Consider the following 25,224-nt stretch of genomic DNA (forward strand, 5'->3'; position numbering starts at 1 on the left):
AACCGAGACGGAGCGGACGAAACAGGTGCGGGCAGGTCGGCTCTTCGAGCGCACTAGCCGCGCATTCTTGTCGCTCTTCGTAAACAAGTTGAACTGCGAATTCGAGTAGATGCGATGTTCTCTCGGGCAGTTCTGTTCGGAAATGGAATCGCACAGCAATACCGTCAAAGTCATAGGTAAGACTTGTCATCGTCGCCTCAGAGAAGTTGGTGGAAGAGACAGCCTCTCATGGGACTTCGAAAAATCAACCGATCTGCTGATTTTCTCGAAGATGGGCTCGCGCACTCAGGTTCTGTGAGCGCATCGGGATCAGGCCGCGACGCCATGGAGGCGGCAATCGGCAATCCGCCGATGTTCACGTCTTTCCCGCTGGCCTCGACGAACTACGCGATCTCGGCTTCGGCTTCTTCAGGGTCACCCATTGGCCAGCCGCGCCAAGTTGCTCTCTGAAAAACGGACCTGACCCCGCCGGCCTGCCTGAAGGGCCTGCCGCCGGGAATCACCCGCGCCGGTCGTACCCCATCTGCCGGTAGTGCGACCGCTTGGCGGCGTACATGGCAGCATCAGCCTGGTGCTGCGCACGCGAGAGCGCTACCGCATCAAGGGCAGTGCTGGTCCCGATGGCAAACGAGAGTCGGGGCCCCGTGTGGAACTGGTTGTTGAGCCCGGCCATGCGCTCGATGCGATCGATCGCCGCTTGGGCTTCCACCTCGTTGACCCCCCTCAGCAGGACGGCGAACTCGTCGCCGCCGATGCGTGCGATGCAGCGGTCCTCGCCCAGAGCCTTCCTCAGCGTCTCTCCCGCACGGCGCAGCAGGTCGTCGCCGGCCGCATGCCCCAGGCTGTCGTTGACCGCCTTCAGGCCGTTCATGTCCGCGATGATGATGCTGACGGGGAACGGGCCTTCCTGCGCCTGCTTCAGCGCCTCGTCGAAATGGGCGCGGTTGGCCAGCTTGGTCAGCTGGTCGTGGCGTCCGACGTATTGCAGGTAGGCCTCGGCCTGCTTGCGCGCCGTGATGTCGGTGAGCGAGACCAGGACCCGTGCCCAGGTCTCCTCGTGCCCCGGCAGGACCGAGCCCTGGAGGTGCAGGCTCAGTTCCTGCCCCGAGAGGGTGTAGTTGACCGTCTCGCACTGCATGGAGGTGCGCCCCTCCCACAGCTCGACCAGCTGTTCCGCGAAATGGGACAGCATCTTGTCGCGGAAGATGAGCCCGAGGTTGTCGAGCACTTCGCGCTTGTCCCGCGCGCCATGCATCCGCAGCGTGGCCTGGTTGATGTCCACGACCTGGATCGCGCGGGTGCACTCCACCACGAAGGCCGGGTTGGCGACGACGAAGGCGCGGAGGTCGGTCACGCCGGCCGCGCGCTGCGCTTCGAACAGGCGGCGGATGCCGCTGAAGTCCTCGATCCACAGCGACATCGGGGAATGTTCGAAGAGGCTGCGCGCGTAGTGTTCGCTGTGCTTCAGGCGATCTTCGGTGCGCACGCGCGAGCTGATGTCCTCCAGTGCCACGATCACGCGGCGCCAGTCGGACTCATGGCCCGGCACGATGCGGGCATTCACCAGCACGTCGATGCGCTCGCCTTCCAGCGTGTAGTTGGGGCCCTCGCCCGAGAAGGCGGTGTGGCCGGCCCACAGCGCGGCCATGTTGCGCGCGTGGACTTCGCGGATGTCGGGGCGGATCACCTGGTCGAGGTTGGCCGTCAGATGGGAGAGGTCGCGGGCCTTGAACAACTGCAGGGTGCGCCGATTGACCGCGAGGACGCGGATCGCCGCCACGCAGGCCTCCAACGCGTCGGGATGATCGCGAAAGTGCGCTTCGACATCCGACACGCCCGCGGCTCGCCACGCATCGAACAGCGCCTTGATCGCGCTGAGGTCCTCGAGCCACAGCGACACGGGGGCGTGTTCGAAGAACTGGCTGTCGTCGAGGTCGGAAGACACGTGGAACCCGGTGGTGAGAGCGGCTCCAGTCTAGGAGGTGCGTCCCGGGCGTGGCGTGTGGAAAAGCAGGTGTTTTCGGAGCCAGTCCGGCGCATGAGGCTCCGTCGCCCAGCCTGCTCATCGCCCACTCAGATTCAACGCCACCACCCCACCCACGATCATCGCCAGGCCAGCGAGGCGCAACATCCCCGCCGACTCCCCGAACCACACGATGCCGACCAGCGCCGTCAACGCCGTCCCGCAACCCGCCCAGATCGCATAGGTCAACCCGACCTCCAGGTGCCGCACGGCGACGGCCATCCACCAGATGGCGCCGGCATAGCAGGCGGCCGTGAGCAGCGAAGGGAGTGGTCGGGTGAAGCCGTCGGTGTACCGCAGCGCCACGGTGCCGATCACCTCGGCAAGAACGCTCGCGACGAGCAGAAGCCAGGCGAATGCCTGATGGCCCATGGGATGCCCCTCGGACCCGGCGCTTGTACCGAGCGCGGTCCTGAGGTCGGGGGAGCGGTACCCCGGGTGTGAATCGACAGCTTACCTCAATGGCTCGGAGCCGGATCGGTACGGCGCTTTCTCGAAAGTCCAACGCGTCGAAGACAATCCCCGGTGACTCGCCCGACCCGAACCATCACCGGACGCCCACGCTTTCCGCTCACCGTTGCCCCGATGACCCGCACCACCAAGGCCCTGCTCCTGCTCGCCGCATTCGTCGCGGCCGGCTACTTCATCGCCACCCGCTTCAACATCAACCCGGCCCACACGATCGGCGAGCCGCTCGATGAACTGAACGGCGTCGCGGTCTACTACAACGGCGCCATCAACAACACGTCTGGCCGTCGGACCACCGAGGACGGCTACAACCTCGGCCTGAAGTTCCAGTGCGTGGAGTTCGTCAAGCGCTACTACTACGAGCGCTTCAACCACAAGATGCCGAACGCGATGGGCCATGCGAAGGAGTTCTTCTCGCCGGCCGTGGCCGATGGCGAGCTGAACAAGGACCGCATGCTGCTCCAGTACCGCAACGGCGCGGGCTCCCGGCCGCTGGCGGACGACCTGATCGTGTTCGCACCGTGGGCGCTGAACCGCTTCGGGCACGTCGCCATCGTGAGCCAGGTCGGGGACGACTTCATCGAGGTCATCCAGCAGAACCCCGGTCCGTTCGGATCGACGCGCGAGCGCTTCCCGCTCGAACGGCACGAAGGGCAATGGCGCGTGGGACATGATCGGGTGCAGGGCTGGTTGCGGCGCGAGCCGCCGACCTCGCCGTCGGTTTCAACATGACCCATCCCGGGCATCGCTCGGGGGATCTTCGGATGCGTTTCGGCATTGGCGCCGGGCATGATGTGCCACCACAACGACAACCAACAGGGAGAGAGCATCTTGGAACGACGCACACTGATGCTGGGCGCGCTCGGAGCCGTGTTCAACGCGGGCTGTGCGAGCGATCCCCCTGCGCCACCACCATACGGACTCATCTACACCGAGACCATCGAGTCGTTGGCAACCACGGCGAATTGGCGAACGCTGGTCGTCGAAGGGGCCGGGTTCAATTACCTGCTCGATCTCGACCCGCAACTGGCAGCGCTGCTGCGCAGCGACCTCCGAACGCGGCTGGCAGCCGACTTCGGGACGGCGCACCTGACTCCGGAGAACCGCCTCGAATTGCCGGTTCGCCTCAGCGTCCTCGCGACCGACTTGACGGAGGAGGAAAAAGCACGCTTTCCCAATACGACGCCGACCTTGCCGGGACGGCGAGTGTTGTTCGATGAAAAGCTCACCTTGAAGAAGTTCGGCAAGTCCGAACTCGAGATCCGCCCGATTGGCCGCAGCCCCCCCAACACGAAGTACCAGATCGACGTCATGGGCTCCTATGATCAATCACCGAGGTTCATCCGTCGGGCACGCGATCCTTCCCCGGAGATCACCGCGACAGGTGTGATCCAAGCCATTCCTTTCACGATCGTCCTGCTGTTCAACGGAGGCATGCCCTTGAAGTGAGTCACTTCCGCTTCACTTTGCAGCAGCAGCTCAGGAGACACCGAGGGTCGGGATTGCATTCCGTACGATCAGGTCCTGCCCCGGCCCGGGAATGGCCGGCCACGTAACATCGACGGCACGGCCATCCAGCACCGTTCGATCCGTGCCCAGCCACGACCTCGCCGACATCTACCGCGCCTACATCGCCTGCCTGAACCGCCGCGACTGGACCACGCTCGGCGACTGGGTGCACGACGACGCCAGCCACAACGGTCGCGACCTGGGCCTCGCCGGCTACCGCGCGATGCTGGAACGCGACGTGGCGGAGATCCCCGACCTGCGGCTCGACATCCAGTTGCTGGTCATCGACCCACCCCACGTCGCGGCCCGCCTGCAGTTCGACTGCACCCCGGCCGGCACGTTCCTCGGCCTGCCCGTGAACGGGCAGCGCATTCGATTCACCGAGAACGTGTTTTACGATTTCCGCGACGGCAAGGTGTGGCGGGTGTGGTCGGTGGTGGACAAGGCCGCCATCGAAGCGCAGTTGACGAGCGACCGAGCCCCGCCATGAAAACGCCTCCCCGCAGTTCACGATGCAGCGCCCTCCTCGCTGCGCTGGTGATGTTCTCGGCGCCCGCATGGTCCCTGGCCCGGTGCCCGCCGGAGTTCGGTCCGAAGAGCCCCCTGGTCAACGCGGCGGGTTGGGTCGTTGTCGCGCTGGGTGTCGTCCTCGGGTCCCTGCTTTTCGCCGTCGTCGTCCAACGCTCGCGCGGCGTGCGCTGGTTCTTCCGCGCCGCCGCGATCGTCCTGGGCTTTGCCGGGATGGTCGTGGTGTCGGCCGGCGGCCTGGTGCTGGCGGTCGCCTTCTTCTTCATGCGGTGCTGAGGGACCTCGCCCCGCGAGGTCCCTCAGCCACGGTGGCACTCAGACCTGCGTCATCCCCCCATCCGCGAACAGCTCCACGCCATTGACGAAGCTGCTGTCGTCCGACGCCAGGAACACCGCCGCCTTCGCGATCTCGTCGGTCGTGCCCACGCGCCCCAGTGGAATGGTCTGCGCCTGCATCTGGATGAATCCGTCGAGCTGCTCGCCCTTGAGCCCCAGCAGATCGTAGGCCGGCGTGGGCACCACGCCCGGGCTGAGGACGTTGATGCGGATGCCCGCGGGCTTCAGGTCCAGCATCCAGCTGCGCGCCAGGTTGCGCACGGCGGCCTTGCTCGCGCTGTAGATGCTGAAGCCCGGGGTGCCCTTGATCGACGTGGTCGAGGCGTTGAGCACGATGGTGCCGCCCTTGGGCATCAGCGGGAGTGCCTTCTGCACGGTGAACACGAGGCCACGCACGTTGGTGGCGAAGATGCTGTCGAAGTGGGCCTCGGTGATCTCGCCCAGCGGGGCGACCTGGCCGCCGCCCGCGTTGGCGAACAGCACGTCGAGGCGGCCCTTCTCCTCCTGGATCCGGGCGTACAGGCGGTCGAGGTCGTTCAGGTCGGAGACGTCGCTGCGCACGCCGATCACGTGGTGGCCGATCTCCTTCACGGCGGCGTCGAGCTGCTCCTGCCGGCGGCCGGTGATGAAGACGTGGGCGCCTTCGGCGACGAAGCGCTTCGCGGTCGCGAGGCCGATGCCGCTGGTGCCGCCGGTCACGAGGGCGATCTTGTCGGTGAGTTTCGAAGTCATGGGGTCTGCCTGGTTCGGTGTGGAAAGACAGGTCAGTCTGGGATCACGGCGGCGCCGGGCCAAGACGGTGGCGGGCAGATGTCTGTTTCCAGAACGCTAATAATGGGTCGATGGACAAGATCACTGCCATGCGGGTGTTCGCGCGGGTCGTCGAGGCCGGCACGTTCACGCGGGCGGCCGACCAGCTGGAGATGCCCAAGCCCAGCGTGACCAAGCTGGTGCAGCAGCTGGAAGCGCACCTGAAGGTCAAGCTCCTGCAACGCACCACGCGGCGCGTGACGGTCACGCCCGAGGGGGCGGCGTACTACCAGCGCACGGCACGCGTGCTGGCGGAGCTCGACGAGATCGAGTCCGACCTGACGCAGGACCGCACCAACCCCACCGGCTGCGTGCGCGTCAACGTCGGCGCGGTGGTGGCCAACGTGCTGCTGATGCCGCACCTGCCCGCGTTCCACAAGCGCTACCCGAACCTCCAGATCGCACTGGGGGTCACCGACCGCCCGGTGGACCTGATCGGCGAAGCGGTCGATTGCGTGATCCGCGGTGGCACGATGGCGGACCAGTCGCTGGTGGCGCGGCGCATCGGCCGGATGGACTTCGTCACCGTGGCCTCGCCCGACTACCTGAAGCGGCACGGCACGCCGACCCATCCGCAGGAGCTGATGAATGGCCGCCATGCCATGGTCAGCTACTTCTCGGCCGGTACCGGCCGGGTCGCGCCGGCGCCGTACGTGCGGGGCGACGAGCGCTTCGACATCACGGGACAAGGGTTCATCTCCGTGAACGAAAGCACCGCGCACGTGAACGCCGCGCTGACCGGGCTGGGTCTCGTGCAGACGTTCGGCCCGGTGGTGACGCCGCACCTCGAGCGCGGCGCCCTGGTCGAGGTGCTGGGCGACTGGGCTCCGCCGCCCATGCCCTTCTACGTGGCCTATCCCGCCAACCGCAACCCGAGCCTCAAGCTGCGGGTTTTCGTCGATTGGGTGGTCGAGGTGTTCGAGCCGTACAACCACGGGCGTTGACCGGTCGCTATAGTCGCAGCACACCTGCGAGGCCCACCGCCATGCCCGACACGCTGCTCCCCACCTCCGTGCGCCTCGACTTCGCCGCCGAGAGCCTCGCGTCCACCAACCTCTCCGGCGCGGCCTTCACCGGCAACTGGCTCTGGGTGGTCGGCGACGAAGCGGCCGCGGTGGAGTTGCTGCAGCGGCGCAAGCCCGTCGCAGGCGAGACACTGCACTTCGTGCGCACCGACTCCTTCCCGCTGCACACCCTGCTCGACCTCCCCGGCGGCCCCGAGGACGAAGCGGACCTGGAAGGCCTCGCGGTGCACGACGGCTGGCTGTGGCTGGTCGGCTCGCATGGCCTCAAGCGCAAGAACATCAAGTCGACCCGGGACGACGCGACGAATGCCAGGCGCCTGACCCGGGTCGAACTCGACGGCAACCGGCGCCTGCTGGCCCGCATCCCGATCGAGACCGCCGCCGACGGCACGCCGAAGCTTGTGCGTGAGGCACGCGACGGCCGCCGTGCGATGCGCCTGAAGGGCGACATCGTGCGCAACGGGCTCATCGACCTGCTGGAGGACGATCCGCACGTGGCGCCCTTCCTCGCCATCCCCGGCAAGGACAACGGCTTCGACATCGAAGGCCTCGCGACCGACGGTTCGCGCCTGCTGCTCGGACTGCGCGGGCCCGTGCTGCGCGGCTGGACGCTGCTGCTGGAGGTGGCCGTGCAGCCTCAGGGTGCCTGGCTGCGGCTGGTCCCCCTCGACGACCGCGGCACGATGCTGCGAAAGCACTTCCTTCAGCTGGGCGGCCTCGGGGTGCGCGACCTGCACTTCGACGGGGACGACCTGTTCGTGCTGGCCGGCCCGACGATGGTGCTGGACGGCGACATCCGCCTGTTCCGCTGGCCCGGCGCGCGCCAGGCGCTGCGCACGAACGACGAGCCCGTGCGCTTCCAGAGCGACTTCGACGAACCGGTCGACCTGCCCCATGCCCCGGGCCGGGACCGGGCCGAGGCCTTCTGTGAACTGCCGGACGGCCTGCTGCCGGGAAGCAACTGGCTCGTGCTCTACGACGCGCCCGGTCCCGCGCGCCACCCGTCCGCGCACACGGTGTTCGGGGACCTGCTGCGCCGGGGCTGATCCCGGGTGTCGGCTTGCACTGATGTCGGAACCAGGTCATCCGGTGGCTCAACGTCCACGCGGCGAGTGGCCGTGGCCGCGGTCGCGGCCGTCGTGGTGGTCGTGGTGGTCGTGGTCAGGGTCGTGCCCCGCCTTCTTCACTGGCGTCAGCAGGACCACCGTGGTCTGGTTGCTTCCGTCGCGCAACCCATAGGCCAGGATCTGTCCCCGGTCGTTGATCGCGAAGGCGTCCCAGAGACGCCAGCCCACCATGTCGGCCGGTTCCACGAGCTTGGACAATCGGACGATGCCGGTCTCCTCATCGAAGTAGAAGCCCGCCGTGTCACTGCCGGTCCATCCCGAACCCACCACCTGCCCCCGGTTGTTCAGGGCCAAGCCACCGGTGTTGATGAAGCCGTCGTTCGCACCTCCCGCCATCAGGTCAACGATGCCGGTGCCAGGCTTGTACAGAAAGGCCTGGCCCCTCACCCTGTCACGGGACATTCCGCCCGTGACCCACCCGCGGTCGTTGATGTCGTGCGCGTAGACGTACACGGCGCCGGCGCCCTGGATCTCAGTGACCGTGCCGCGGTGGTAGATGTAGCTTGCCTGCTGGGCGTTCGTCAGGAGGGTGCCGAGGATCTGCCCGCGATCGTTGATGCCTTCAGGTTGAACGTCCAGGGCAGTGGGGAGGACTTCCAGCCCGCGGCCCAGTGAGAACGTGATGGTCTCCCACCGACTTCCTCCGACCGACATGCCGAGGACCACGCCGTGGTCGTTGAGACCCACCCCATACGTGGTCGGCAGGTACTGCGTCGGCAGCAACCCGATGTCCGTCATGCCGACACCCGGCGTGTAGAGAAAGCCGCGGACGATGACCGGCGGATCGTTCTCGGTGGTGTTGTAGTAAACCGTTCCGCTCACCTGCCCGTAGTTGTTGATGGCGGCGGGCACCGGCCGCGTCTCGAAACCGGGGGACTGCGACGGCAGCGTGCCGATGTCGATGGGCTCGCCCTGGCCAGGCGTGACGATCACGGCGTGCCCATCACCCCGCGTGCCGACGAGGGCGCCGCGATCGTTGAGGGCCACCGCCTGGAAGGTGTGCCCGGGAATCAGCGTCGCGGTGTCGGTAAGGGCGTAGCGCGGCGCAGCGGTCGCGGGCAGCGCGGCGGTGCACATGGACCACAGCAAAGCCCACCACGAAGTCCTCAGGATTCTTCCGTCAATCATGGTCTTTCCTTGAAGCGCCGCGGCTTGCGACCCATCAAGTTAAGTGGGCCATTGGGCCTAGTCAAAGCGCATGACGAGCGGCACCCGCAAGTCGGGGGGGGTGAGGCGCGAAGCGTCTTTCCTGACCGGGGGTTTTCGGACTCTGCACCATCTCGCGCGTGAGCTGCGACATCGATCGCAGTCGCACGGTGACCCCACGGAGGGCAGGGCGAGTTCAGGGTTCAGTGAAAACCGACACCGGGGAACGGCACACCGGGCGGAGAGGATTGCTCTCTCTCTTCCGGGACATGCGGCCGACACCGGAAGTCCCTAGAGTGCGGCAAGGTCGCGGAGGTCCGCGGCCCTTGCCCGGGGCCAGCATGCCCCCTGTCCCTTCCTCCAGGAGATCCCCATGGCCAAAGTGCTCGTCCTCTACTACTCGTCCTACGGCCACGTCGAGCAGCTGGCCCAGGCCGTCGCCGAAGGCGCGCGTGCCGGCGGCGCGTCGGTCGTCGACCTCAAGCGCGTGCCCGAGACCGCGCCGGCCGAGGTCGCGAAGAACGCCCACTTCAAGCTGGACCAGGCCGCGCCGGTCGCCACGGTGGCCGACCTCGAGCAGTACGACGCCATCGTCGTGGGCGTGCCCACGCGCTACGGCCGCATGGCCTCGCAGATGGCCGCCTTCCTCGACCAGACCGGCGGCCTGTGGGCCCGCGGCGCGCTGAACGGCAAGGTGGGTGCGGCCTTCACGTCGACGGCCACGCAGCACGGCGGCCAGGAACAGACCCTGTTCTCGGTGATCACCAACCTGCTGCACTTCGGCATGGTGATCGTGGGCCTGCCGTACAGCCACGCGGGCCAGATGAACGTCACCGAGATCGTCGGCGGCTCGCCCTACGGCGCCACCACGGTCGCGGCCACCGACGGCTCGCGCCAGCCCACCGCCATCGACCTCGAGGGCGCGCGGCACCAGGGCGAGCTGGTGGCGCGCACGGCGGCCAAGCTGTTCGGCTGATCGCGCCGGCGGGGGCGCAGGCCCCTGCCCCGCTCAGGCCATCGCCCGGATGGTCCGGTACGAGGCCGACAGCGGCCACAGCGCATCGTTCAGCTCGCGCATGTTCCGGCTCGTGCCGATGTGCACGTCCTCGTCCCCGAGCCGGACGACCACGCCGATGGCGCCCTCCTCCAGGCCCCAGTCGCCGCCGAACCAGACGTCGTCGATCTCGCGCGCGCGGTACGTCTTGTACGGGACGATGAAGCACTTCTTCACGATGACCACGTCATCCGCGGTCACCGTGATGGACGCCTTCAGGCCCGCGACCAGCACGGCGCCCACCAGCATCCCGAGGCCCATGCCCGCCCAGGCACCGGCCACGGACAGGAGGCGGCCCGCGAGAAAACCGCCGATGCCGCCGGCCACCAACGCGGGGATCCAGCCGCTGAACCGGGCCAGCGCGTCGCGGCTCTCGAAGGCATACAGCGGCACCCGCTGTGCGCCGGCCATGTCAGGACACCGCCTCGTCGAGCAGGCGCTCGTAGAGCCGCTGGTCCTCCTGCGAGAAGCAGCAGAAGATCACCTCGTCCAGCGAGGACTGCGGTGCCAGGCTCTCCCGGACGGTTCGCACCGCGACCCGCGCCGCCAGGTCGGCCGGGTAGCCGTAGATGCCCGTGCTGACGCACGGGAACGCGAGCGAGGCCACGCCCTTCTCCTCCGCCAGCGCGACGGACCGCCGGTAGCAGTTGGCGAGCAGTTCGGGCTCGCCCTGGTCACCGCCTCGCCACACCGGTCCGACGGTGTGGATCACCCAGGCCGCCGGAAGGCGGTAGCCCCGCGTGACCTTCGCCTCGCCCGTCCTGCAGCCGCCGAGCAGCCGGCACTCGTGGACGAGGTCGGGGCCGGCCGCGCGATGGATCGCCCCGTCCACGCCGCCGCCGCCGAGCAGCGACGAATTCGCCGCGTTGACGATGGCGCCCACATGGAGCGTCGTGATGTCGGCCCGGAGGGTGCGAAGACGGGTTGGCATGCGGAAGGCCTCGAGACGGACATGCTACGCCAGACGCCGCGCCCGGGGGGTCCGCTATAGTCCGCAGCGGCCGCAAGGAAGCGGCCGGTGCCGGGGAATCGCCCCGCTGAAGGACAGACATGCGAATCCGGTTCGTGCAGGACATCTTCGATCGACTCAGGGGCAAGAACACGGTGGGCCGCGGCCTGGCCGTGACGGTGACCGACACGCAGGACACCGGCATCGACCGCCTGTTCGAGACCTTCCCGTCCGCGGGGTTCGAGATCAACGGCCGCACGCGGAAGCACCTGACGAACGTGAACGCCGACCGCGGTGTCACCGAGCAGACGCTGTCGCTGCTGTGCAAGCAGTTCCCGTCGAACCGCACCGGCATCAAGGTGCTGAACGTGGGCTGCGGCAAGAAGAACCAGATGGACTTCCTGGCCGCACTCGGGTTCGAAGCCTACGGCGTCGACTTCGACATCGACGAGGACTCGGAACACATCCGCTTCCACGACCTGAACACGCAGGACGACCTGCCCTTCGGCGACCTGCGCTTCGACGCCGTGATCTGCCAGGAGATCATCGAGCACATCGAGAACCCGTGGCTGCTGTTCCGCAAGGTCAAGAAGGTGCTGAAGACCGGCGGCACGCTGATCGTCACCACGCCCAACATCTCGTCGAACCACAGCAAGCGCGTGTTCAACGGCAACAACGTGGGCTTCTTCGCCTACTTCGACCCGGTGAACCTCTGGCAGCACATCAACCCGATCCCGTACTGGGAGATGATCCACATCGCCACGTTCAACGGGTTCGAGACGCTCGGGCTGTCCGGCAACAACGAGTTCTACGTCACCTACACGCCGAAGAAGGCGGGCGCGCAGCGCGACGCCACGATCCAGAACAACGACGTGCTGCACTACCTGCTGCGGAACACGAACGAGGACATCCGGCTCTACAGCCCGGTGCCCACGCACAACTACGACTGGTCGGCCGGGGCGCGCACCGCGCGGACGGAACCCTGACCCGAACCCTGGTGCAGCCCGTCGCTGCTCACCGGATCCTCAGGCCGCGCGCCTCGACGCGCGGCGCTCCAGCACCTGCAGCGTGTACCCCACGACGAAGAGGGCCAGCCAGACCAGCAGCGACAGCCGCACCAGCGGATCTTCCGGCCCCGTCGCCAGGGGCCGGGCCATCGGCACCCGCGTGAGGGTTTCGTTGATCCCCGGCACGAGCAGCAGGAAGAAGCTGAAGGACAGCCCGAACGTCTGCAGGTGTGCCCCCAGCCGGCCGAGGAACGCGAGCCGCGGCACGAGCAGCGCCCCACCGAAGGCGGCCAGCAGCGCCAGCACGCCGAGGACGTGGCCCGGGTTCACGCCCGCCGTGCTGGACAGGCCGAACGCCGTGAACACCGACAGCGCGAGCCCGGCGAGGTAGAGCTTCCCGGACGGTGCGGCCGGCTCGATGCGATGGAAACGAACGAAGGCGTACAGGCCGGTCACGAGCGGAGCCAGGCTGATCAGGGTGTGCACGACGCCCAGGGGTGAAAGGGGGTGAGGCATGTCGAAGTTCCGAAGGTTGAAGGGATCGCAAATCTACTAGTTGGTAGACAGCGCAGGCAAATGAAAGGCGGCTCGCGCCGCCCTCGGGGAAAGAGAAGGTCAGGCCGCCTGGGTCAGCTTCAGGATGGCCGGCTGGACGATGGTCGCGAAGGCCTTGGGGTCACCCAGCGCACGGGCCATCAGCATCGCTCCGTGCACGACGGCCATGAACGCGCGGGCCGACATGGCGGGACTGTTGAGCAGATGGAACTGGTCGGCCGCGGCACCGCGCTTGAGCACCCCGGCGAGCCACGCGTTCAGGTCGTGGAAATGCGCCTGCACTTCCGCCGCCACGTCCTCGGGCAAGGTAGGCAATTCAGTCGCGAGCATGGCGCAGATGCAGAACGGCGATTCGCCGCTCCGGATGCAGGCCGCCCAGTAGTCCGCGTAGGCGTTGAGTTCCGACAGCGGGTCGTCGAACTGCTGCTCCAGCGACGCCAGCCCGGCCCGGGCTTCGCCGCGGTACAGCGAGACGACGGTCTTCACGAGCACCGCCTTGCTCGGGAAGTGGTGGTGGATGCTGGCCTTGGCGATGTTGACCCGCGCCGCGAGGTCGGCATAGCTGAAGCTGTTGTAGCCGCCCGCGACCAGCAGCGAGCGCGTGTGGGCGACGATCTCGGCGGCCTTGGGAGAAAGTTCTGCGGACATGGGATCGGTGCGATGGATCGGCCGCCAGCCTACCAGTTGGTAGGCAACGTGTCAAAGCCCCGGATCGGACCGGCGTTCGTGGACGAGGTCGATCAGCGCGCGCAAGCCCGCCGGAACGTGGCGATGGCCGGAGTAGTAGAGGCACAGCCCCGGATACGGCGCCATGTCGCCGGCCAGCACCTGCTCCACCCGCCCGTCGGCCAGGTCGGCCGCGACGTACCATTCGGCCAGTTGCGCCAGCCCCAGGTGACCCAGCACGGCCTCGCGCATCAGCAGCGGGGCGTCGAGGATCAGCGCCCCGGGCACGTCGACATGAACCGGCTTGCCCTTGCGGACGAAGTCCCAGGGCGACGGCGCACCGCTGGGCAAACGCGCCCGGATGCACTGGTGCCGGGCCAGGTCGGCGAGCGTCTCCGGCCTGGGAACGCGGGCGAAGTACTGCGGCGAACCCACCACCACCATGGGCACGTCCGGCCCGAGGGGCACGCGGATCATGTCGCGCGGCACGAGCGGGCCCGGGCGCAGGCCGGCGTCGAATCCCTCGGCGACGATGTCCAGCATGCGGCCTTCGGTGACGAGGTCGAGCGTCATGCCCGGGTGGCGCCGCAGGTATTCGGCCATGACGGGCTGGAAGGCCATCAGTGCCGCGCCCAGCGAGCTGTTGATGCGCAGCGTGCCCGTGGGCGTGGCCTGGCGGTCGTTCACCGCGGCCATCGCGTCCCGGATCTGCTTGACCGCCGGTTCGACCTGGCCCGCGAACTGCCGCCCCGCCTGCGTCAGCGACACGCTGCGCGTGGTGCGATGGAACAGCCGCGTGCCGAGCCGGGCCTCCAGGTTCGCGACGGCGCTGCTCACCGCCGACGTGGACATCTCGAGCTCCAGCGCCGCGGCGCGGAAGCTCTGCCGGCGGGCCACCGCCAGCACGACTTCGAGTTCGGTGAGGCCGCTCTTGTGCATTGTCCTGATTTCCCGGATGACTCATCCTGCGCTGGCCATCTTATCAAGACAGTCCCCGGCTCCTAGAGTTCCACCATCGCTTCAACCGGAAGACCCTGACATGCGCCACTTCGACCACGCCTACATCGGCGGCCGCTTCGTTCCCGTGCTGGGAACCGAAACCCTGCAGACCCTCGATCCCACGACGGAACGGGTCATCGGCACCGCCACGCTCGCGAACCGCGAAGACGCGCGGCGGGCCATCGCGGCCGCCCGCGACGCCCAGCGCACGCTCGGCCGCACCACCAAGGCCGAACGCATCTCGATGCTGAAGCGCCTCCAGGCCGCCGTGCTGGCGCGCACGGACGACATCCGCGACGCCACGCTCGACGAGTACGGCGGTCCGCTCTCGCGCGCCCGGTGGGTCAGCCAGTACGCCTCGCAGTCGTTCGCGAACGCGATCGCCGTGCTCGAGGACTACGACTTCGTCCGCCAGGTCGGCCACGCCGAGGTGGTGATGGAACCGGTGGGCGTGTCCGCGCTCATCGTGCCGTGGAACAGCGTGGCCGGCACGATGTGCAGCAAGCTGGCCTCGGCCCTCGCGGCCGGCTGCGCCTCCATCATCAAGCCCAGCGAGTTCAGCCCGCTGCAGACCCGCGTGGTGGCCGAGACCTTCCACGACGCGGACCTGCCGCCCGGGGTCGTCAACGTGCTGCTGGGCCGAGGCGGCGACGTGGGCGACGAACTGAGCACGAACCCCGACGTCGCGAGGATCTCGTTCACGGGCTCCACGCCCACCGGCAAGCTCATCGCACGTGCGGCCGTCGACACGATGAAGCGCGTGAGCCTCGCGCTGACCGGCAAGTCGGCCACCGTGCTGCTGGACGACGCGGACTTCCGGACCACCGTGCCCCTCGCCCTGAACGCGGCCTTCATGAACAACGGCCAGGCCTGTGTCGCGGGCACCCGCCTGCTGGTGCCGCGCGCCCGCCAGGCCGAGGTGCTCGACCTCGTGCGGCAGGCCGTCGCCGCGCTGCGCGTGGGCAATCCCCGCGACCCCGAAACCGCCATCGGCCCGATGGCCAGCCGCGCCCAGTACGACCGCATCCAGCACTACATCCGCCTCGGCCTCGAGGAGGGTGCCACGCTGGTGACCGGCGGCGAAGGCCGACCGCAAGGACTGGACGCCGGCTGGTTCGTGAAGCCGACCGTGTTCGCCGACGTGCACGGCGGCATGGCCATCGCCCGCGACGAGATCTTCGGTCCGGTGCTGTCCATCCTGGCGTACGACGACGAGGACGACGCGGTGCGCATCGCCAACGACTCCGCCTACGGCCTGCAGGCCTACGTGTTCTCGTCACAGCCGGAGCGCGCCCGCCGCGTGGCGATGCGGCTCGACGTGGGGAGCGTGCTGATCAACCGCATCGCCCCGGACGTGCTGGCGCCCCTGGGCGGCACCAAGCAGTCGGGCGTGGGCCGCGAGCTGGGGCGATTCGGCTTCGAATCGTTCCTCGAGCCGAAGGCCCTCGTGACGGACTAAGCCGGCACGTCGAAGGCGTCCCGGGCCCGCGCGACCTGCTTCGCCACCACACAGCCGGTCGCGTGGTCGTTCACGAGGCCCATGGCCTGCATGAACGCGTAGACCGTCGTCGGGCCCACGAACTTCCAGCCGCGCTTCTTCAGGTCCTTGGCCAGCGCCACGGCCTCGGGCGCGGTGGTGACGGTCTGCGGTTCCGCCGCGCTGGCGGGGTCGATCTCGAACCGCCAGAAGTAGGCGGCCAGCGACCCGTGCTCCGCCTGCAGTTCCACGGCCCGCGCGGCGTTGTGGATCACCGCCTCGATCTTCCCGCGGTGGCGCACGATGCCTTCGTCCTGCAGCAGGCGGGCGACGTCCTTCTCGCCGAAGCGGGCCACGCGGCGGAAGTCGAAGCCGTCGAACGCCCGCCGGAAGTTCTCACGCTTGGCGAGGATGGTTCGCCAGCTCAGGCCCGACTGGAACGCCTCCAGGCAGATCTTCTCGAACAGCCGCGTGTCGTCCGCGACCGGGAAGCCCCACTCGCGGTCGTGGTACGCCTCGAACTCCGGCGCCGCCGCGCACCAGCGGCAGCGCGGCTGGCCGTCGGTGCCGGTGACCGTCATCGCCTGGCTCATGCCGCGGCCCGCAGCAGGTCGGCCATCCCCGCCGACAGGCGCGACGGCGACACGGCATGCACCTCGGCCGTCACCACGCCATGGACCACGAACGGGTCCTGCCAGACCCGGGCCTGCACCTCGGCGCTGTCCGCGTTCCCCGCGAGCACGACCCCGCCCTGCGCGTTGTCGAGCGACCCCGCCACCAGGAAGACCCCGTCGTCGAGCCCCTGCTGGATCCACTGGTTGTGCCCGGCCATCCACTGGCCCGCCTGGGACCGGTTGGGGCCGAACCGGAGAAAGATGATGAACAACATGGGACGTGTCCGTTCAGGAGTGGGTGTTCTTCGCGCGCCGCGCGCGTGTGGCGGTCGGCTTCGGGGCCAGCGAGGCCAGCCACGCGTCGATCCGCTCGACCTCGTGCCGGATGAAGGCCTCGTCGTGGAAGGCATTGGCCAGCGCGGCAATGCCCTGGCTGCGCGACAGCAGGTGCATCGCGAGCGCATCGGCGTCGCCGGCGTGGCCGAGCGCCTCGAACTGCTCGCGCAGCCAGTCGCGGAACTGGCCGAAGATCATCGCGGCGTTGCCCGAGGCCGGGTGCGCCGACTTCGCGAGCTCGGCGCACAACGTGCCCACGGGGCAGCCGTGGTGCTGGATCGCCTCGCGGTTGTGGATCAGCATCTCGGCGAAACAGCGCAACCGGTCGAGCGGCGTGGGCGCGAGCGCCGTCCACTCGTCCAGCATCGCCTGGGTGCGTGCCGCACGCAACGCGATCACCGCGTCGAGGATCTCGTCCTTCGTCTTGAAGTGGTAGTAGAAGTTGCCGCGCGACAGCCCGACCGCATCGGCGATGCCGGCGAACGAGGTCTTCTCGAAGCCGCGCTGGTAGAACAGCGCATCGGCCGCTTCGACGATGCGGTCCCGCGTGGTGGCGACGGTCATGGGGAGCGATTAGGGCAACTGTCCTACGATCTTAGGACAATTGCCCTAGCGCATCAACTCCCTCGCCCCCCCGGCTCGTAGTGCACCCCCGCCGACGCCATGAACCCCTTGTGATCGAAGTTCGCCCACGCCGCCCCCCCAGCCGAACTGCACGGACCCGTTCGTCATCGACCGTCCCAGCAACCGCTCCAGCGCCCGTTTCAGGAAGGCGACGTGCCGCAGGCTCGTGCCCTCGGTGGGCCAGCCCTCCTCCTCTTCGTCGTCGGGCAGGGTCACGCCGAGCGTCAGCATCGTCAGCCGCCCCTCGAAGAAGCACAGCGACATCCCGGCCGGGCGATCGGCCAGGCGCACGTGCGAGAGGCTCACCCACTCGTAGCCGTTGCCGATGTCGCGGCCGCCGCTCACCCAGCTGGCGAAGTGCTCGCGGAGCGCGCCGATGGACATGGCGGGGGTGATCGCCGCGGGGTGGTCGCCGAGGCGGACGTGGCCGGTCTCGGGATCGATGGCCAGCGGCGAGGGCTTCGGCAACGCCACGTCAGCCCCGACCAAACGGACTGCCGCGCCGGCGCCTGACCGGCGCCGACGCGAAGGACGCTGCATCGAAAGCACGGCGCTGCCCGTGCAGTTCGTCGCCATCGATGCGTTCGGCCAGGCCCTCGATGTCGCGTGCCGTCACACCCGCCTCGGCGAAGTGCGCCTGCCAGGTGTCCACCACGGCGATGACGTCCGCGACGTCGGCCGCCGCCTCGGCGGGCAGCAGACCGAAGGCATCGCACTGCGACATGGCGTTCGAGAGCGTCGAATCGCGCCCCTCGAGGCCGCACGTGAATTCCTGGTAGCCCTGCCCCGAGTTGCTGGGCAGCACGTCGTACGCCGGCGCCAGCGTCAGGCGGCCGTTGGCGAACGGGTTCACGACCCGCAGGGAATGGTTCTTCTCGTGGTCGTCGGTGTTGTCGACCAGGATGTTGAAGACCATGCGGCGGAAGAGCTCGCGGGCATCGCGCCGATGGCGGTCGTCCTCGGTGACACCGACGCGGCGCAGGATGCGCGCCAGCTCGGGATAGCCCATGTCGGGCTCGGCCCCGGACGCCGTGGCGGCCCGGATGGCCGTGCCCGCGGAGACGCTGTGGATGCGGCGGCCGGGTTCACGGTCGAAGCGGCGCACCGCGATGGCGTTGCCCGTGGCGAGGGGAACCATGCGGGTCTCGGCCACGGTGATGCCCGCGCGGGCCGCAAGGGTCATCGTCGCGTGTTCGACGAGCGGGCTGTCGACGGGTTCGCCGTTGAAGAACTTGATGACCCACTGCTCGCCGTCGATGTCGATGAGCGCCTTGGGCTTCGCCCCGCCCAGGCTGCCGCCGCCCCGCACGATCTTCGCTTCGACCTCGGTGATGGGCTCCGCCGCATCGATCTTGGCCACCACCTCGCTCAGCCGTTGTGCCTGCTCGAGGCGGGGCAGCGGGCTGCCTTCGCGCGGCAGATAGGTGTCCGGCGACGTGGAAACCCCCAGGGCACCGAACCGATCGTCTCCGGCGTAGAAGAGGTACTCCATCAAGGAGAGGCGCCGGGGCTTGTCGACGAAGCGGATGACCTTCTCGCCCCAGCGGTCCGGCCTCGCGTCGTCGACGGCGCCCACCGCGCGCTGCGCATCGGCCGAGAGCCGGCCGGGGGGAAGGTGCTCGATGTCCACGAGCGGCAGGTCTTCGCTGAGCGCGAAACCGGTGTCGAGCCATGCCGTGTCGTAGCGCAGCGAGACGCCCTTGCCGGAAGCAACGAGCTTGAGCGCCCCCACGGGGCGGGGCGCGGCCGGGTCGCCGAGGTACCAGAGGAACAGGTCGTCGTGGCGCATCTCAGTCCTTCTTCGGCGCGGCGCGGGTGCGCGCCTCGGCGGACGCGCGGGCGCGCGCCCGGCCCAGTTCGACGGCCTCGCGCACCCCCATCTCGATGGCCCCCTGATCGTGTTCGGGTGCCGCGAGCCGCCCCAGTTCGCCGTCGCGCTGGATGAGCCAGAGGGCCGTGGCGACGATGCCGATGCCCACCGCGGAATCGCCAGCCTCCAGGCGCTGCAGCGTGGGCACGGAGACCCCCATGCGCGTGGCCCAGGTCTTCAGCGATTCCTTCCGCCGCAGGCGGGCCACCGCCAGGTCGGCACCGAGCTTCTCAATGGCGGCCGCCGTGGCAGGAGGCAGTTGCAGGAGGGCGCGTGCAGTCTTTGGCATGAACATAGAATATCACGCATATGCCACTTTTATGAATATCTATGTTTACTTCATGCCATCGACCGAGGCTCTCGGAGCCCCGACAACTCGTCCAGCAGCACCTGCAGCGCCCGCCGGTCCACCCGTTTCAACGCCTCCGCCCGCTCCGGGTCCTCCCCCGGCAGGAACGACGCCGCCCCGAAGTCGCTGACGAGCCCGCGCCCGCACCCGTCCACCAGCAGGTTGTGCGCGTACAGGTCGCCGTGCGTGAGGCCGCGCGCGTGCAGGTGGTCGAGCGCCGCCGTCGCCGCGCGTGCGAGGGCGTCGGCGTGTGACGCGGGCAGGCGCAGGCCGTCCGCGTAGACGTCCCGCGTGCAGGTCGCCATGCTCGGCGGGCCGGCCAGCGGCTTCCAGTGGGACGCGAGGCGTGGCAGCACGAGGCCGTGCGTGCCCGACGGATGGCCTTCCAGCACGCCGAGCGCGCCCACGAGGTCCGGGTGGCGGCCCGCGGCCAGCGTGGCGGCCATCTCGCACTCGGGCAGGCCGTCGCTGGTGACCGCCCCCTTGAACAGCTTGACCGCCACGTCCTGCGCGGGGGCGCCGGCCGGCACCCAGCGCGCGGCGTGGATGTGTCCCGATGCGCCCTCGCCCAACACGTCCTGCATCTGAAGCTCGGACCAGGGGATCGCCGGGGCCTCGGCCAGCGTGTGCTCGCGGGCCTCGCTGAACGGGTTGCCCGCATGGGCGAGCCAGGCCAGCCGGGGCAGCGAAAGCAGTTCGCCGGGGAGCGCATCGCCCACACGCTCGAAGCGGTTCGCCGACAGCCGCAGCAGTTCCAGCCGCTGCAGCCGGTCCATGCCCTCGGGCAGCCGCGAGAGCCGGTTGCCCGCCAGCATCAGCTTCTGCATCCGCGGGCACGCGGTCAGCGTGGACGGCATCGCGGGGATGCGGTTGTCCGTGAGGATCAGCCAGCGCAACGAAGGCGACAGCGACTCCGCCGGCACCTCGGCGATCCGGTTGGCCTTGAAGCCCAGCGTGTCCAGCACCGGCAGCTGGCCCAGCACCGGCGGCAGCACCGTGAAGCGGTTGTTCGAGGCGAACAGCGTGTGCAGCTTCGTCAGCTGCGCCAGCGCCGGAGGCAAGGACGACAGCTGGTTGCCGGTCAGGTCCAGCACCTCGAGCGTGCCGGCCAGTGTGAGCACCTCGGGCGGCAATTCGGCGAGCGAGCAGCCGCGCAGGTCGAGGCGGGTGCTGCCCAGCAGTTCGCCGGCTCGCAGGCGCAACAGAATTTCAGTGGAAGAGTCGGCGGCAGTCATCGGGTCGCATTCTGGGGCCGCCCCGCGGGCGGCGATACTCCATGCCGAAGTTTTGCCCCGTCTCATGCCCGTTCGCTGCCCCCCGTTCCTCCACTGCCTCCTGGCGCTCGCCGCCGCCACCCTCACCCTCCCCGCCTCCGCCCAGACCCGCGGCTGGCTCCGCTACACCGACGGCAACGCCGTTTCGGGCGAGCTGGTGGAGCCCGGGCGGTTCCGCTCGGACCGGTTCGGCGAACTGAACTTCCTCCCGGCCGAAGCGCGGTTCGAGGCGGATGCCACGCCGCCGGTGGCCACCGCCACCGCCGAAGTACCGCCGTCGCCCGTGCCCATCGCTTCGGGCTGGGCCCCGTCGCTGTGGTCCGTGCGCCTGTCCGGCTACTGGGAGGACGACGACGGGTCGACCACCAGCGACGCCGCGATCGACTTCGAGGCCACGTGGCGCCGGTCCGCGGGTGAGCTCGACCTGGCGATCAACACCGACTTCAAGGTGGTGGACGGCGACGTCGACAACAACGAGCAGACCGCACGCGGCCGCTGGTTCCACGATCTCTCGCCGAGGTGGTTCGCCGTGGGCCTCGCGAAGGCTCGCCGCAGCCGCATGACCATCGACCCGCTGCCCGCGCTCGACACGCTGCTGCTGCAGGGCTCACTGGGCCTGGGCGCGCGCAAGGAATGGTCGCTTCGCTCGCGCAGCCGGGTGGCGCTGGGCCACGACTGGATCACGGTGGACTTCCTGAAGTACGACCTGCGCGTCCGCACGCACGCGACCTCGTTCTTCCTCGAGAACAACCTGCAGCTGAGCCCGCGCGTGCGCTTCAACAACACGTTCTACGGCTACCTGTGGGAAGACGGCTCGTGGGGCACCGACAGCGATGCGGAAATGCTCTACGCGATCAACGAGACCTTGAGCGTGGGCCTGCGCCACGAGTACCGCCACAACACGGTGGACCTCGACCTCGGGTCGTACCACAAGCTCAGCCTGACCACCCGGTTGAGCTTCTGACCCACACGCCGCCGGCTCCGATGCGGCCGCAACGGCGGCCCGACGCGCGAGCGCACTAGCAAGCCCGTCACGGCCGCAGGTAGGATGTGCCCGCCATGTCCTTCCTCGACACCCTCCACCGCGCCGTGCGCCGCATCGCCCGCGACGTGGGCGCCGAAGCCCGCTCGCTGTTCGAGCCCGTGTTCGCCATCCGCATCCTCCAGGACGACGGGCGGGTGCTCGTGCTCGACTGCCGTGGCCGCGAGCTGCGGCTGGACCGGCGCTTCGGAACCGTGAAGTCGGGCTCCCGCGTGCTCGCGCGCTTCAGCGAGATCCGGACCGTCGTCGTGAGCCACTCCCGCCTGGGCGGGGCCCACGTGCGCGAGGAGATGCCGGAACTCTGGACGGTGACGCTGTCGCTCGGCTGGTTCTCGCGGGTGCACGTGGGACGCACGCACGACGACGCCGAGGCGTCGGTGGTCGCCGCCCGCATCGCGTCGCTCACGGGCAAGCCGGTGACGGCACGCTGACCGTTTCCGGCACGCGGCGTTCCGCCGTGACGGATTCCCCGTTCTCTCCGGAAAAACCCAGCAGCGCGCGGGCTTCCCGTAGCGATTCGGTACAAGCGCCCCGCGCCCTGCGGCGCCATGATGGCGGCGTTCCGAACCAGGAACGCGAGCCGCGGAGATGTTCCCCGCGGCCGACACAAGAAACCTTCCGGAGACACCCGATGAACTTCCCCCGCAAGATGGCCCTCAAGGCCGGCCTCACCCTGGCCCTGCTGGCCGCGTCCGGCCTCGCCGCCGCCGCCACCACCGCATTCACCGCCACGTACAAGGGCGGCAGCACCTCCGCCTGCAACAGCAGCTACAACATGTCCGGCCAGGAGCCCTCCACGTCGGGCAAGTACCCGGTGATGGTCTACATCGGCGGCACCGGCGAAAGCTACACCAGCAACTGGGCCAACGCCGCCGTCGCCGCCGCTGCGGCCAAGGGCTTCGTGGCCGCGTCGGTGCAGTACGACAACGCGTCGTTCGGCACCTGCGCCACCATCGGCCAGCGCGGCAAGTGCATCTTCGACCCGAACAACGTCAACAGCGCCATCGCCAAGCTGTGCTCGCGCGCCAAGGCCGACTGCTCGAAGGGCGTGGTGACGATGGGCCTCAGCCAGGGCTCGGTGATCTCCGTGCTGTCGCGTGACAACGACCCGCGCATCCAGGCCTCGCTGGGCCAGGGCGCCGGCACCACCTACACGGCCGCGTACAACCTGAACTCGTGCATGGCCGCCGGCGGCCACGCACAGGCCAACGACCGCGTCCGCATCGTCAACGGCATCCGCGACATGTTCGTGGGCGGCACCGCCACCACCGCCCGCGTGTCCGGTGAAACCGTGACCGGCCTGAAGTGCTCGTCGACCTCGCAGTCGTGCTACCGGGCCAACGGCTCCGGCTGGCACGTGGTGCAGAACCTCGACGTGCTCGACGGCTACGCCGACCACTGCTTCATGGGCTACGGCGGCAACGACTACCTCGCCCAGTGCTCGGGCGCCCTGGTGGACGCGAACTACCAGAACGGCAGCGGCGCCTGGGCCCTGCCCGCCTCGATCACCTGGCTGAAGTCCTTCGTCACGCCGTGACCGATGGCTTGCGGTTCGCACCAACGATGGACGGTGCGGACGCGGCTCCAGCGGCCCCGCCGGCCGGACGCCCTGCGCCCGGCCTGCGGGGCCGCTGCCACGTGCGGCTCTTCCACGACGGCGGCTTCCTCGCGAAGTCCGACGCGGTGTGGAAGACCAAGCGCTTCGCCGCCACGCTGCTGATGGCCGCCTCGGGCCACGACCTCGACCTGGAGGTGGAAGGCAAGCGCTCGCGGCACGGCATGGTGGCCATCCGCCCGTTCGTCACCACGCAGCTGACCGCGCGCGACACGCCCTTCGTGGCCCTCGACCTGAGCCCGGACCACCGCGACTATCGCGCGTTCACGCACATCCCCGGCAACGGCGTGATGGACGTGCCACGCGCCCGCTTCGCGAGCCTCGCGCAGCCGCTGCAGGAGTTCCACGCGGGCGGCATGCGAGGCGACCCCAGCGTGCGACTCTACCGGCGCATCACCAACCTCGCGCTGACGATGCTCCCGCCGGCCGCACCGCTCACGCCGTGTGTCGAGTTCGCGAAGACCACGCTCGCCCGCGACGCCTCGCTGTCGGTCACGGCGCTGTCGACCCTCTGCGACGTGTCGCCGCCACGCCTGTCGAAGCTGTTCGCGCAGGAGCTGGGCCTGTCGCTGCGGCAGTACGTGCAGTGGCTGAAGATCAAGAATGCGCTCGGCATGATGGGCTCGGGCCTCACGCTCACCGAGATCGCCGTGGGCGCGGGCTTCGCCGACTCGGCGCACTTCAGCAAGGTGTGGACGCAGACCTACGGTGCGTCGCCCGCGTACTTCTTCAGCAACGCGGAGGTGGCGGTGTTCCCCAGCCGCCGGAGCCCGCGGTTCCGGCCGCCCATGGCACCGCCCGGCTCGATCGCCTGAAGGGGCTCAAGGCGCCCGCGCCGGCGCCAGGCGAAGCCGCAGGCCCTCCGGCAGCACGGACACCGTCACCGCCCTCGCCTTCTGCCACAAGGCCGACAGCAACAGCAGTCCGGATCCGATGGCGAGCGCGGTGAGCGCGAAGCCGAGGGTCACGAACCCGTGCTGCTGCAGCAGCGACGAAAACGCGAACAGCACGTAGCCGAGCGCGGACACCATCAGCGCGCGCCGGTCGAGCGCCAGCGACACCGCCCCGATGGCGAGGTACAGCAAGGCGGCCACGGCCGCCTGCACGGGGCCCGCGTTCTCCGACATCACCCCCACCACGGCAAACACCGGGTGCACGAGCAACGGCGCAGCCAGCAGGTGCAGCCAGAACGCCACGTCGGCGCGGCGGGTGGTGCGCGCCGGATCGGACGCGTCCCAGCGCACCGCGAGCGCGAACACGGCGACACCGCTCAGGAAAACAATGAGCCCCAGCCACTCGCCGGCAGCGGGAACCCCATCCACCAGCGCGAACGCCAGCCCGAAGAGCAGCACGCCCGCGCCGGCCGCGACAGTGACCGGCACCTGGAAACGCCGCCAGTGCAACCACGCACCGGCCACCCCCACCGCGCTGGCGGCCGCGGCGCCCGCCAGGAGCTCGACCGCGTAGAACGCCGCTCCGACGAAGGTGCAAAGCAGCACGATGGCGGGCAGGGCCATGCGCCGGCGGCGCACGAAGAACTCGGCCAGCACCCACGACGCGGCACACACCGCCACGCCGCCGGCCCACGGTGCGAAGACGCCGGCGATCCAGCCCACGGACACCAGCAGCAACGCGCTGGCGATCACCACGAACACGTCGTTGAAACCGGTCACCAGCCGGAAGTGTTCCTCGTCCGCGCCCGATGAACGGTGCAGCGCCGCCACATGGGCGCGCAGGGCGGCGGCGATGGAGGCGTCCAGCACGCCGGCGGTCACGGCGGAGTCGAGTTCGTCGTCGGAGATCATGGGGTGATTCTGCACT

Annotated in this window: 30 protein-coding genes; 13 read left to right on the forward strand and 17 right to left on the reverse strand. The window is 69.0% G+C overall.

What is annotated here, in order from left to right:
* Nucleotides 1–499: 499 nt before the first annotated feature.
* A complete protein-coding gene (locus A4W93_RS18520; RefSeq protein WP_237357574.1) occupies nucleotides 500–1,900 on the reverse strand; it encodes a GGDEF domain-containing protein in 1,401 nt (466 codons plus the stop codon).
* A gap of 162 nt (nucleotides 1,901–2,062) precedes the next feature.
* On the reverse strand, nucleotides 2,063–2,395 hold the full coding sequence (locus A4W93_RS18525) for a DMT family transporter (RefSeq protein WP_085752009.1): 333 nt from the start codon (nucleotides 2,393–2,395) through the stop codon (nucleotides 2,063–2,065).
* A 213-nt stretch (nucleotides 2,396–2,608) separates the two neighbouring features.
* Here A4W93_RS18525 and A4W93_RS18530 point away from each other — a divergent pair, with 213 nt between their 5' ends.
* The 4 genes from A4W93_RS18530 to A4W93_RS18545 all read left to right on the forward strand — a co-directional run bounded on the left by A4W93_RS18530 (nucleotide 2,609) and on the right by A4W93_RS18545 (nucleotide 4,804).
* Nucleotides 2,609–3,223, forward strand: coding sequence for a CHAP domain-containing protein (locus A4W93_RS18530; protein ID WP_085752010.1), 615 nt, complete (start codon nucleotides 2,609–2,611; stop codon nucleotides 3,221–3,223).
* A gap of 117 nt (nucleotides 3,224–3,340) precedes the next feature.
* Entirely contained in the window at nucleotides 3,341–3,940 is a 600-nt protein-coding gene (locus A4W93_RS18535; RefSeq protein WP_085752011.1) for a hypothetical protein, read from the forward strand.
* A gap of 142 nt (nucleotides 3,941–4,082) precedes the next feature.
* The gene (locus A4W93_RS18540) at nucleotides 4,083–4,490 is read left to right on the forward strand and encodes an ester cyclase (protein WP_085752012.1); all 408 of its coding nucleotides are present in this window, start codon (nucleotides 4,083–4,085) and stop codon (nucleotides 4,488–4,490) included.
* Nucleotides 4,487–4,804, forward strand: a complete 318-nt coding sequence (locus tag A4W93_RS18545) for a hypothetical protein (RefSeq protein ID WP_218919152.1) — start codon at nucleotides 4,487–4,489, stop codon at nucleotides 4,802–4,804. The genes A4W93_RS18540 and A4W93_RS18545 overlap by 4 nt, the downstream gene beginning before the upstream one ends.
* 39 nt (nucleotides 4,805–4,843) lie before the next feature.
* On the opposite strand, the gene A4W93_RS18550 is transcribed toward A4W93_RS18545, so the two are convergent.
* Complete coding sequence (locus tag A4W93_RS18550) at nucleotides 4,844–5,596, reverse strand: glucose 1-dehydrogenase (protein ID WP_085752014.1); 753 nt, start codon at nucleotides 5,594–5,596, stop codon at nucleotides 4,844–4,846.
* Nucleotides 5,597–5,706: 110 nt separating this feature from the next.
* Here A4W93_RS18550 and A4W93_RS18555 point away from each other — a divergent pair, with 110 nt between their 5' ends.
* Both A4W93_RS18555 and A4W93_RS18560 read left to right on the forward strand, forming a co-directional pair.
* Nucleotides 5,707–6,618, forward strand: coding sequence for a LysR family transcriptional regulator (locus A4W93_RS18555; RefSeq protein ID WP_085752015.1), 912 nt, complete (start codon nucleotides 5,707–5,709; stop codon nucleotides 6,616–6,618).
* Between the two features lie 41 nt (nucleotides 6,619–6,659).
* Nucleotides 6,660–7,745 (forward strand): DUF3616 domain-containing protein, encoded by a 1,086-nt coding sequence (locus tag A4W93_RS18560; RefSeq protein ID WP_085752016.1) that lies wholly within the window; start codon nucleotides 6,660–6,662, stop codon nucleotides 7,743–7,745.
* Nucleotides 7,746–7,793: 48 nt separating this feature from the next.
* Here the strand turns inward: A4W93_RS18560 and A4W93_RS18565 are convergent, their stop codons facing one another.
* Nucleotides 7,794–8,954 (reverse strand): DUF3466 family protein, encoded by a 1,161-nt coding sequence (locus tag A4W93_RS18565; RefSeq protein ID WP_157131690.1) that lies wholly within the window; start codon nucleotides 8,952–8,954, stop codon nucleotides 7,794–7,796.
* Between the two features lie 391 nt (nucleotides 8,955–9,345).
* On the opposite strand from A4W93_RS18565, the gene wrbA reads away from it, so the two are divergent.
* Complete coding sequence (wrbA, locus tag A4W93_RS18570) at nucleotides 9,346–9,948, forward strand: NAD(P)H:quinone oxidoreductase (protein ID WP_085752018.1); 603 nt, start codon at nucleotides 9,346–9,348, stop codon at nucleotides 9,946–9,948.
* 33 nt (nucleotides 9,949–9,981) lie between these two features.
* On the opposite strand, the gene A4W93_RS18575 is transcribed toward wrbA, so the two are convergent.
* Together A4W93_RS18575 and A4W93_RS18580 are read right to left on the reverse strand one after the other, a co-directional pair.
* Nucleotides 9,982–10,437, reverse strand: a complete 456-nt coding sequence (locus tag A4W93_RS18575) for a hypothetical protein (protein ID WP_085752019.1) — start codon at nucleotides 10,435–10,437, stop codon at nucleotides 9,982–9,984.
* Nucleotide 10,438: 1 nt separating this feature from the next.
* On the reverse strand, nucleotides 10,439–10,957 hold the full coding sequence (locus A4W93_RS18580) for an O-acetyl-ADP-ribose deacetylase (protein ID WP_085752020.1): 519 nt from the start codon (nucleotides 10,955–10,957) through the stop codon (nucleotides 10,439–10,441).
* A gap of 119 nt (nucleotides 10,958–11,076) precedes the next feature.
* Between A4W93_RS18580 and A4W93_RS18585 the strand changes: the two genes are divergently transcribed.
* Nucleotides 11,077–11,961 carry a class I SAM-dependent methyltransferase gene (locus A4W93_RS18585; protein WP_085752021.1) on the forward strand — a complete coding sequence of 295 codons (885 nt, stop codon included), beginning with the start codon at nucleotides 11,077–11,079 and terminating at the stop codon, nucleotides 11,959–11,961.
* Nucleotides 11,962–12,000: 39 nt separating this feature from the next.
* Here the strand turns inward: A4W93_RS18585 and A4W93_RS18590 are convergent, their stop codons facing one another.
* The 3 genes from A4W93_RS18590 to A4W93_RS18600 all read right to left on the reverse strand — a co-directional run bounded on the left by A4W93_RS18590 (nucleotide 12,001) and on the right by A4W93_RS18600 (nucleotide 14,142).
* Nucleotides 12,001–12,498: a hypothetical protein gene (locus A4W93_RS18590; RefSeq protein ID WP_085752022.1), complete on the reverse strand. Its 498-nt coding sequence runs from the start codon at nucleotides 12,496–12,498 to the stop codon at nucleotides 12,001–12,003.
* A gap of 99 nt (nucleotides 12,499–12,597) precedes the next feature.
* Nucleotides 12,598–13,185 (reverse strand): TetR/AcrR family transcriptional regulator, encoded by a 588-nt coding sequence (locus A4W93_RS18595; RefSeq protein WP_085752023.1) that lies wholly within the window; start codon nucleotides 13,183–13,185, stop codon nucleotides 12,598–12,600.
* Between the two features lie 51 nt (nucleotides 13,186–13,236).
* The gene (locus A4W93_RS18600) at nucleotides 13,237–14,142 is read right to left on the reverse strand and encodes a LysR family transcriptional regulator (RefSeq protein WP_085752024.1); all 906 of its coding nucleotides are present in this window, start codon (nucleotides 14,140–14,142) and stop codon (nucleotides 13,237–13,239) included.
* Between the two features lie 100 nt (nucleotides 14,143–14,242).
* Between A4W93_RS18600 and A4W93_RS18605 the strand changes: the two genes are divergently transcribed.
* Complete coding sequence (locus A4W93_RS18605) at nucleotides 14,243–15,661, forward strand: aldehyde dehydrogenase family protein (protein WP_085752025.1); 1,419 nt, start codon at nucleotides 14,243–14,245, stop codon at nucleotides 15,659–15,661.
* Here the strand turns inward: A4W93_RS18605 and A4W93_RS18610 are convergent.
* From A4W93_RS18610 to A4W93_RS18640, 7 genes are read right to left on the reverse strand one after another with little or no spacing between them, the layout of a single operon-like run.
* The gene (locus tag A4W93_RS18610; RefSeq protein WP_407081725.1) at nucleotides 15,658–16,260 is read right to left on the reverse strand and encodes a DNA-3-methyladenine glycosylase I; all 603 of its coding nucleotides are present in this window, start codon (nucleotides 16,258–16,260) and stop codon (nucleotides 15,658–15,660) included. The genes A4W93_RS18605 and A4W93_RS18610 overlap by 4 nt on opposite strands.
* An 8-nt stretch (nucleotides 16,261–16,268) precedes the next feature.
* Complete coding sequence (locus tag A4W93_RS18615) at nucleotides 16,269–16,568, reverse strand: YciI family protein (RefSeq protein WP_237357575.1); 300 nt, start codon at nucleotides 16,566–16,568, stop codon at nucleotides 16,269–16,271.
* A gap of 13 nt (nucleotides 16,569–16,581) precedes the next feature.
* Nucleotides 16,582–17,193: a TetR/AcrR family transcriptional regulator gene (locus A4W93_RS18620; RefSeq protein ID WP_085752027.1), complete on the reverse strand. Its 612-nt coding sequence runs from the start codon at nucleotides 17,191–17,193 to the stop codon at nucleotides 16,582–16,584.
* A 45-nt stretch (nucleotides 17,194–17,238) separates the two neighbouring features.
* Nucleotides 17,239–17,727 carry a hypothetical protein gene (locus A4W93_RS18625; RefSeq protein WP_157131691.1) on the reverse strand — a complete coding sequence of 163 codons (489 nt, stop codon included), beginning with the start codon at nucleotides 17,725–17,727 and terminating at the stop codon, nucleotides 17,239–17,241.
* A gap of 1 nt (nucleotide 17,728) precedes the next feature.
* Complete coding sequence (locus A4W93_RS18630; protein WP_085752029.1) at nucleotides 17,729–19,042, reverse strand: type II toxin-antitoxin system HipA family toxin; 1,314 nt, start codon at nucleotides 19,040–19,042, stop codon at nucleotides 17,729–17,731.
* 1 nt (nucleotide 19,043) lies between these two features.
* The gene (locus tag A4W93_RS18635) at nucleotides 19,044–19,412 is read right to left on the reverse strand and encodes a DNA-binding protein (RefSeq protein WP_085754232.1); all 369 of its coding nucleotides are present in this window, start codon (nucleotides 19,410–19,412) and stop codon (nucleotides 19,044–19,046) included.
* A 50-nt stretch (nucleotides 19,413–19,462) separates the two neighbouring features.
* Nucleotides 19,463–20,707 carry a leucine-rich repeat-containing protein kinase family protein gene (locus tag A4W93_RS18640; RefSeq protein ID WP_169726559.1) on the reverse strand — a complete coding sequence of 415 codons (1,245 nt, stop codon included), beginning with the start codon at nucleotides 20,705–20,707 and terminating at the stop codon, nucleotides 19,463–19,465.
* 64 nt (nucleotides 20,708–20,771) lie between these two features.
* Between A4W93_RS18640 and A4W93_RS29725 the strand changes: the two genes are divergently transcribed.
* From A4W93_RS29725 to A4W93_RS18660, 4 genes are all read left to right on the forward strand, one after another.
* On the forward strand, nucleotides 20,772–21,710 hold the full coding sequence (locus tag A4W93_RS29725) for a DUF481 domain-containing protein (RefSeq protein ID WP_099959933.1): 939 nt from the start codon (nucleotides 20,772–20,774) through the stop codon (nucleotides 21,708–21,710).
* A gap of 95 nt (nucleotides 21,711–21,805) precedes the next feature.
* Nucleotides 21,806–22,219: a hypothetical protein gene (locus A4W93_RS18650; protein ID WP_085752031.1), complete on the forward strand. Its 414-nt coding sequence runs from the start codon at nucleotides 21,806–21,808 to the stop codon at nucleotides 22,217–22,219.
* A 200-nt stretch (nucleotides 22,220–22,419) separates the two neighbouring features.
* Complete coding sequence (locus tag A4W93_RS18655; protein WP_085752032.1) at nucleotides 22,420–23,325, forward strand: hypothetical protein; 906 nt, start codon at nucleotides 22,420–22,422, stop codon at nucleotides 23,323–23,325.
* Nucleotides 23,326–23,333: 8 nt separating this feature from the next.
* Nucleotides 23,334–24,218: a helix-turn-helix domain-containing protein gene (locus A4W93_RS18660; RefSeq protein WP_157131692.1), complete on the forward strand. Its 885-nt coding sequence runs from the start codon at nucleotides 23,334–23,336 to the stop codon at nucleotides 24,216–24,218.
* A 6-nt stretch (nucleotides 24,219–24,224) separates the two neighbouring features.
* Here A4W93_RS18660 and A4W93_RS18665 read toward each other — a convergent pair whose 3' ends face one another.
* Entirely contained in the window at nucleotides 24,225–25,208 is a 984-nt protein-coding gene (locus tag A4W93_RS18665) for a hypothetical protein (RefSeq protein ID WP_085752034.1), read from the reverse strand.
* Nucleotides 25,209–25,224 lie beyond the last annotated feature (16 nt).

It is taken from the genome of Piscinibacter gummiphilus, assembly GCF_002116905.1.
Lineage (GTDB): Bacteria > Pseudomonadota > Gammaproteobacteria > Burkholderiales > Burkholderiaceae_C > Rhizobacter > Rhizobacter gummiphilus.